Raw genomic sequence first — 5,895 nt, forward strand, 5'->3', positions numbered from 1 at the left:
GTGGTGCCCGGAGGCGGAATCGAACCACCGACACGAGGATTTTCAATCCTCTGCTCTACCGACTGAGCTATCCGGGCAACGGAGCGCTATTAAACGGATTTTCCCGCGTTGCGTCAACCACTTTTTTTAAATAATTTCAAAAAAGTGGTTGTTCGAACGCTTTTTATTCAACTGTCACTACAAAGTTTGCTTCGAGTTAAATTCCTTTTTGAAATTTGTAACTTTTTCTAGGTAGCGACGCGCTTCTGCGTTCGGGTGTTTCTTGGTTAACGCCCAATAAACTTGGTTGGGTTGCAATGAATTAAGATCTTGCATTGCGCGTTTGCGATCACTGCGATGAAATGTGTTTAAAACTCCTCCAGTACCGCCATTGTAAGCTGAAATCATGCTGTACTCGAGAGAGGTAGGGTGGCGGACTTCTCTTAAATAACGATTTTTTAAGATATAGAAATACGCAGTACCAGTATCTATGTTGTTTTCTGGATTAAACAAATATTCAGGGCTTGGTTGGCCCGAGCGCTTTTTCACGAGTTTGAACACATCTCGTCCCGCTGTTTTAGGTACAACTTGCATTAGGCCATATGCATTTGCCCAACTTACCGCGTATGGGTTGAAACTGCTCTCGGTTTTAATAATGGCGTATATCAAGTCTTCTGGAATGTCGTATTTCTTGGAAGCTCGACGCACGATATCGGCGTATTGGTAGCTGCGTGTTGAAAAGTGGTCTTCAACCATGGGAATTTCGACATAATACGCTTTCTTGAAGTCTACATTTTTGGTTTTTATTTTATTTGCGATGAGGTATTCCGCAAATCGGTTTGCCCGCCAAGACCATTGAATTGGCTTATTGTCTTGGTCGACAACTTGTTTATACAGGAATGGTTGCCCCTCTAACGTGATACCTTTAGAGGAGAATAAGTCGACGTGAGCGGGATCGTCTGGTGTTAATAAGGTGGTGACAATCGCGTCTTTTAGGTGTTTTTGGGGCTCGGTCGGTGATACGGTCTCTATCGTGATCACGCCTTTGCGAAAGTCGACCTCGGCGCGGCTAAGGTAGTTATCGATGTACTTAACGTAATTACTCTTGCCAGCGTACTTGATTTCTTTTTTACCCCAGCGCTTTTGAATATTGCCTGAAAAGCTATTGATTAAGGCATCTAGCGCCGCAGTATCTTTTTCAAATTGTCCTGGTAGCTCAGCTAAGTTATTGGCAAAACGGTTTGTTGGCTCGTAGTTGACGTCATAAATCTTTTCGACGAATTCACGGCTACAGCCTGCCATTAAAAGTGCGGCAGCAATAAAGACAATTTTTTTCATAAGTATCAGAGTTATTGAAGGTAATAGAAAAATGACACCACAAATGGTTGTGATGTCATTGTTTAACTCAAGCGACTTTATTCGCTCGGAGGTGTGTAACCTTCGATATGAACGTCTTTTCCTTCAAAGAGGAAATTTACCATTTCTGTTTCGATCAGTTTGCGGTGTTCTGGATCCATCATGTTGAGTTTCTTCTCGTTGATCAACATGGTTTGTTTGTGTTGCCACTGAGCCCACGCTTCTTTCGAGATGTTGTCGAAAATGCGTTTACCTAGTTCACCAGGGTAAAGTTGAAAGTCTAGACCTTCGCCTTCTTTCTTTAGTCGAGCACAAAATACAGTGCGGCTCATAATGACTCCTTGTATTCAATTAACGAAGTTCGTGGGGTAGCGTTTCCAGCAATAGTTTTACTGGCGCGGCTAAACCGACTTCTTCAGGTTTAGATAAGTTATACCAAAGACCTTTGTTGCCTTCCATTATCACGTCCGGTTGCTTTGATAAATCAATCAAAATTGGCGTGATATCTAGGTGGTAATGGCTGAATGTATGACGAAAGGTAATCAGTGTTTGCTTCTGTTTGATATTGCTGGCTTGAATGCCGCGTTGATCCAGTAGCAATTCAATGTCGCTTTCTGCATCCACATGTTCGGTTTGTGGGAAGCAGAATAAGCCACCCCAAATGCCTGTTTGTGGTCTTTGCTCCAACCACACCTCATGACCATTTTCGGTGTTGTGGTGAAGCATCACGAAACGAGTTTGCTTGATTGGCTTATCTTTCTTCGGTTTTTTGCCCGGGTAGTCGAGCACATTACCTTGTTGTTTTGCCACACACAGGTCAGCAACAGGGCAGAGGCTACATTTGGGTTTGCTGCGAGTGCAGACCATTGCGCCCATGTCCATCATTGCCTGGTTATACTTATCTACATCCGTTTGTGGGGTATGCGTTTCGGCAATTTCCCACAGCTGGTTTTCAACCTTTTTTTGTCCTGGCCATCCTTCGACTGCGAAACAGCGGGATAGGGTGCGCTTCACGTTACCATCAAGAATCGCGTGTGGTTGTTTATACACAGACGATAAAATGGCGGCAGCAGTAGAGCGACCAATCCCCGGTAGGGCGTTCATTTTCTCTATATCAAGAGGAAACTCACCATTGTATGTAGAGGCGACCTCTTGTGCTGCTTTGTGAAGGTTACGGGCTCGGGCGTAATACCCTAAGCCAGTCCAAAGGTGTAGGACTTCATCTTGCTCAGCATTGGCAAGATCGATCACGGTTGGAAAGCGTTCCAAGAAACGTTGGTAATACGGAATAACCGTAGTGACCTGAGTTTGCTGAAGCATAATTTCAGACAACCAGACACTGTATGCGGTCTTATTTTGTTGCCACGGAAGATCTTTTCTTCCATATGCGTCATACCATTCTAGGATGGCACTGGCGAAAGGTGTCACGACTTGCTCTGTATTCTATTATTGGTTAGGTGCAAAATTGCACCACATAATGGGCAAGAAGTACAACGGATAAACAGTAGGGATATAAAGAGGTGTGTCGTTGCTTTTGGGTTGCCATAGACCAAGAGCTCAACAAATACTTGCACCTAAGTAAATTCTTTGGATAATCCCCGCTTTGATTAATCAATGTGCAGGCAAAATCAATGAGTGAAGTAACCACTAACGAATACAACGAAGACGGAAAGCTGATCCGCAAAATCCGCAGCTTTGTACGCCGTGAAGGGCGTTTGACTAAAGGTCAAGAGAGCGCGATGAATGAATGCTGGCCTACGATGGGTATTGACTTCAAAGCTGAACTTCTCGATTGGAAAGAGGTGTTTGGCAACGATAACCCAGTAGTGCTTGAGATCGGTTTTGGTATGGGTGCTTCATTGGTTGAAATGGCAAAGAACGCGCCAGAGAAAAACTTCATCGGTATCGAAGTTCATAGCCCAGGCGTTGGTGCTTGTCTTGCCGATGCTCGCGAAGCGGGAATTACTAACCTGCGTGTAATGTGTCACGATGCGGTAGAAGTATTCGAACACATGATCCCAAATGGCAGCTTATCGACACTGCAATTGTTCTTCCCAGACCCTTGGCATAAGAAGCGTCACCACAAGCGTCGTATTGTTCAATTAGGTTTTGCGGAAATGGTGCGTGAGAAGCTTATCCCTAATGAAGGTATTTTCCACATGGCGACCGACTGGGAAAACTACGCAGAGCACATGATTGAAGTGATGAACCAAGCGCCAGGTTTCGAAAACATTGCTAAAGATGGTGATTTCGTTCCTCGTCCAGACGATCGCCCGCTAACGAAGTTTGAAGCTCGTGGTCACCGTCTTGGTCACGGTGTTTGGGATATCAAATATAAGCGTATTGCGTAACCAGAGGAGTTCATGGGATGTACCATTACGCGATATTAGCGAATCCGGGTCATAACCGAATTTACTTTGATAGCGCAATGACCATTGCCTGTTCTGAACTAAAAGCAATTTTAGCTTCACAAGGCGTGGATGTGACAGAAATTGGTAGTAAAGACGTTGGCTTACCTGCTGCGTTGGTGTTTTCTTGTCAGGAAGCGCTAACCGATGAGCAGGCGCGAAGAATCGCAGCCTCTTCGATTTACTATGCGCTATTTGAAGTGCGCGAAGATGGTTTACTTCGACCAGTTCAAGCGCCCGTATTTAACACTTTCCCGGAAAGCATGAGCCAGATTTTGCGCTACACCGGGAAAACAAATGAGCAGTTTACCCGTTTGATGGTGAATATCGGCATTAGTGCGTCCAATACGGGAAGTGAACAACTGACCTTAATGGATCCAATGTGTGGTAAAGGTACAACCTTATTTGAAGGCTTGATCCACGGTTTGAACGTGGTAGGGGTTGAGATCAACGCCAAGTGGGTGCAAGAGATCCAGACCTTTATTGTTAAGTTCATGAAGAATGGCCGCTTTAAGCACAAAGTGAGCAAAGAAAAGCGCACTGCGGGTGGCAAGAAAGTGGCGGATGGTTTCGTGGTTGAAGCTGCAGCAAATAAAGAAGATTACAACCAAGGCAATCTTCAGTTTATGAAGCTGTATTCGGCTGATACTCGTATCGCTGATCAAGTCGTGAAAAAGAACTCAGTTGATGTGATGGTGTCTGATCTGCCTTATGGCGTGCAGCACGGCAGCAAAAATGCCAAGGACAGCAAACTGAACCGCAGCCCACTAGAGCTTTTAAAAGAGGCTCTGCCTGCATGGAAAGTGGTATTGAAAAAGCAAGGTTCAGTGGTGTTGTCTTTCAATGAATTCACATTGAAATGGAAAGATGTCGCGGCATTATTTGAAGAGCAAGGTTGGAAGGTACTTTCAGAAGAGCCTTACATCGGTTATCTTCACCGTGTTGATCAATCTATCAACCGCAATATTATTGTGGCAGTAAAACCATAATCGACTTGAGTCGAACGAACCCTATGGAAAAGCCAACGACACGTTGGCTTTTTTTACCTCTGAGCTCAACGAGTTCTCTTGTAAATAGAAGGTAGAGAATGAAACCGACAGTGGAAATTTTGACAGATATTTTGGCGGAAGTACGCCCTTTAATCGGCCAAGGTAAAGTGGCTGATTACATTCCTGCTCTGGCAAAAGTACCCAGCAACAAGTTAGGTATTGCGGTATACACCAACGAAGGTGAGGTTATTAAGGCGGGTGATGCCGATGAACCTTTCTCTATCCAATCTATTTCAAAAGCATTGAGCTTGACGTTAGCGATGTGCTTGTACAAGCAAGAAGAAATTTGGTCTCGAGTGGGAAAAGAGCCTTCGGGGCAGGCATTTAATTCGCTAATCCAGCTAGAAATGGAGCAAGGTATTCCTCGTAATCCATTTATAAATGCTGGAGCGATAGTAGTGGCAGATTTGTTACAAACTCGCTTATCTGCACCTCGTCAGCGCCTGTTGGAATTTGTGCGTCAGCTTTCTGGTGATACCCATATTGTGTATGACAAAGTCGTTGCGGCATCCGAAATGATGCATGGTGACCGTAATGCGGCGATTGCATATCTCATGCGTTCGTTTGGCAACTTCGAAAATGAAGTGATTCCAGTACTACAAAATTACTTCCACGCTTGTGCGCTGAAGATGAGTTGCGTCGATTTGGCTAAAACGTTTAGCTATTTAGCAAACAAGGGCACATCGGTACAAACGGGTAAGCCTGTAGTTTCTCCTGTGCAAACCAAACAACTTAATGCACTGTTAGCAACGTGTGGCTTGTATGATGGCGCGGGCGAGTTTGCTTATCGCGTTGGAATGCCTGGTAAGTCTGGTGTTGGTGGTGGCATTATCGCGGTAGTACCTGGTGAAATGACCATTTCAGTATGGTCTCCAGAGCTTGATCCTTCAGGTAACTCGCTTGCTGGTACTAAGGCGCTTGAGCTGCTCTCAGAGCGAATTGGCCGTTCAATTTTCTAATGTTGGAAATGTGTCAACCTTATTTAGGACGGCACAGTTTCTAAATAAAAAGCCTCTCAATTGAGAGGCTTTTTTGTTTTCAGCCCTAAACCACCTACTTCAGTAGGTGGTTATCATCCGTTTCGGCTTTGCCTGTAAAACTAC

6 protein-coding genes and 1 tRNA gene are annotated in these 5,895 nt (G+C 44.7%); 3 read left to right on the plus strand and 4 right to left on the minus strand.

What is annotated here, in order from left to right; genetic code table 11:
• Position 1 precedes the first annotated feature (1 nt).
• From R7O03_RS22385 to mutY, 4 genes are all read right to left on the minus strand, one after another.
• A tRNA-Phe gene (locus R7O03_RS22385) sits at positions 2-77 on the minus strand.
• A gap of 100 nt (positions 78-177) precedes the next feature.
• Positions 178-1,317, minus strand: a complete 1,140-nt coding sequence (mltC, locus tag R7O03_RS22390; RefSeq protein WP_005381001.1) for a membrane-bound lytic murein transglycosylase MltC — start codon at positions 1,315-1,317, stop codon at positions 178-180.
• Between the two features lie 77 nt (positions 1,318-1,394).
• Positions 1,395-1,667 carry an oxidative damage protection protein gene (locus tag R7O03_RS22395; protein WP_005381002.1) on the minus strand — a complete coding sequence of 91 codons (273 nt, stop codon included), beginning with the start codon at positions 1,665-1,667 and terminating at the stop codon, positions 1,395-1,397.
• Between the two features lie 19 nt (positions 1,668-1,686).
• Positions 1,687-2,763, minus strand: a complete 1,077-nt coding sequence (gene mutY / locus R7O03_RS22400; protein WP_005381004.1) for an A/G-specific adenine glycosylase — start codon at positions 2,761-2,763, stop codon at positions 1,687-1,689.
• Positions 2,764-2,966: 203 nt separating this feature from the next.
• Between mutY and trmB the strand changes: the two genes are divergently transcribed.
• The 3 genes from trmB to glsB all read left to right on the plus strand — a co-directional run bounded on the left by trmB (position 2,967) and on the right by glsB (position 5,751).
• On the plus strand, positions 2,967-3,686 hold the full coding sequence (gene trmB / locus R7O03_RS22405; RefSeq protein WP_005384506.1) for a tRNA (guanosine(46)-N7)-methyltransferase TrmB: 720 nt from the start codon (positions 2,967-2,969) through the stop codon (positions 3,684-3,686).
• A 17-nt stretch (positions 3,687-3,703) separates the two neighbouring features.
• A complete protein-coding gene (locus tag R7O03_RS22410; RefSeq protein ID WP_005384509.1) occupies positions 3,704-4,732 on the plus strand; it encodes a TRM11 family SAM-dependent methyltransferase in 1,029 nt (342 codons plus the stop codon).
• Positions 4,733-4,830: 98 nt separating this feature from the next.
• Positions 4,831-5,751 carry a glutaminase B gene (glsB, locus tag R7O03_RS22415; RefSeq protein WP_005381007.1) on the plus strand — a complete coding sequence of 307 codons (921 nt, stop codon included), beginning with the start codon at positions 4,831-4,833 and terminating at the stop codon, positions 5,749-5,751.
• Positions 5,752-5,895 lie beyond the last annotated feature (144 nt).

The organism is Vibrio sp. Vb2960, assembly GCF_033337665.1.
GTDB lineage: Bacteria > Pseudomonadota > Gammaproteobacteria > Enterobacterales > Vibrionaceae > Vibrio > Vibrio alginolyticus.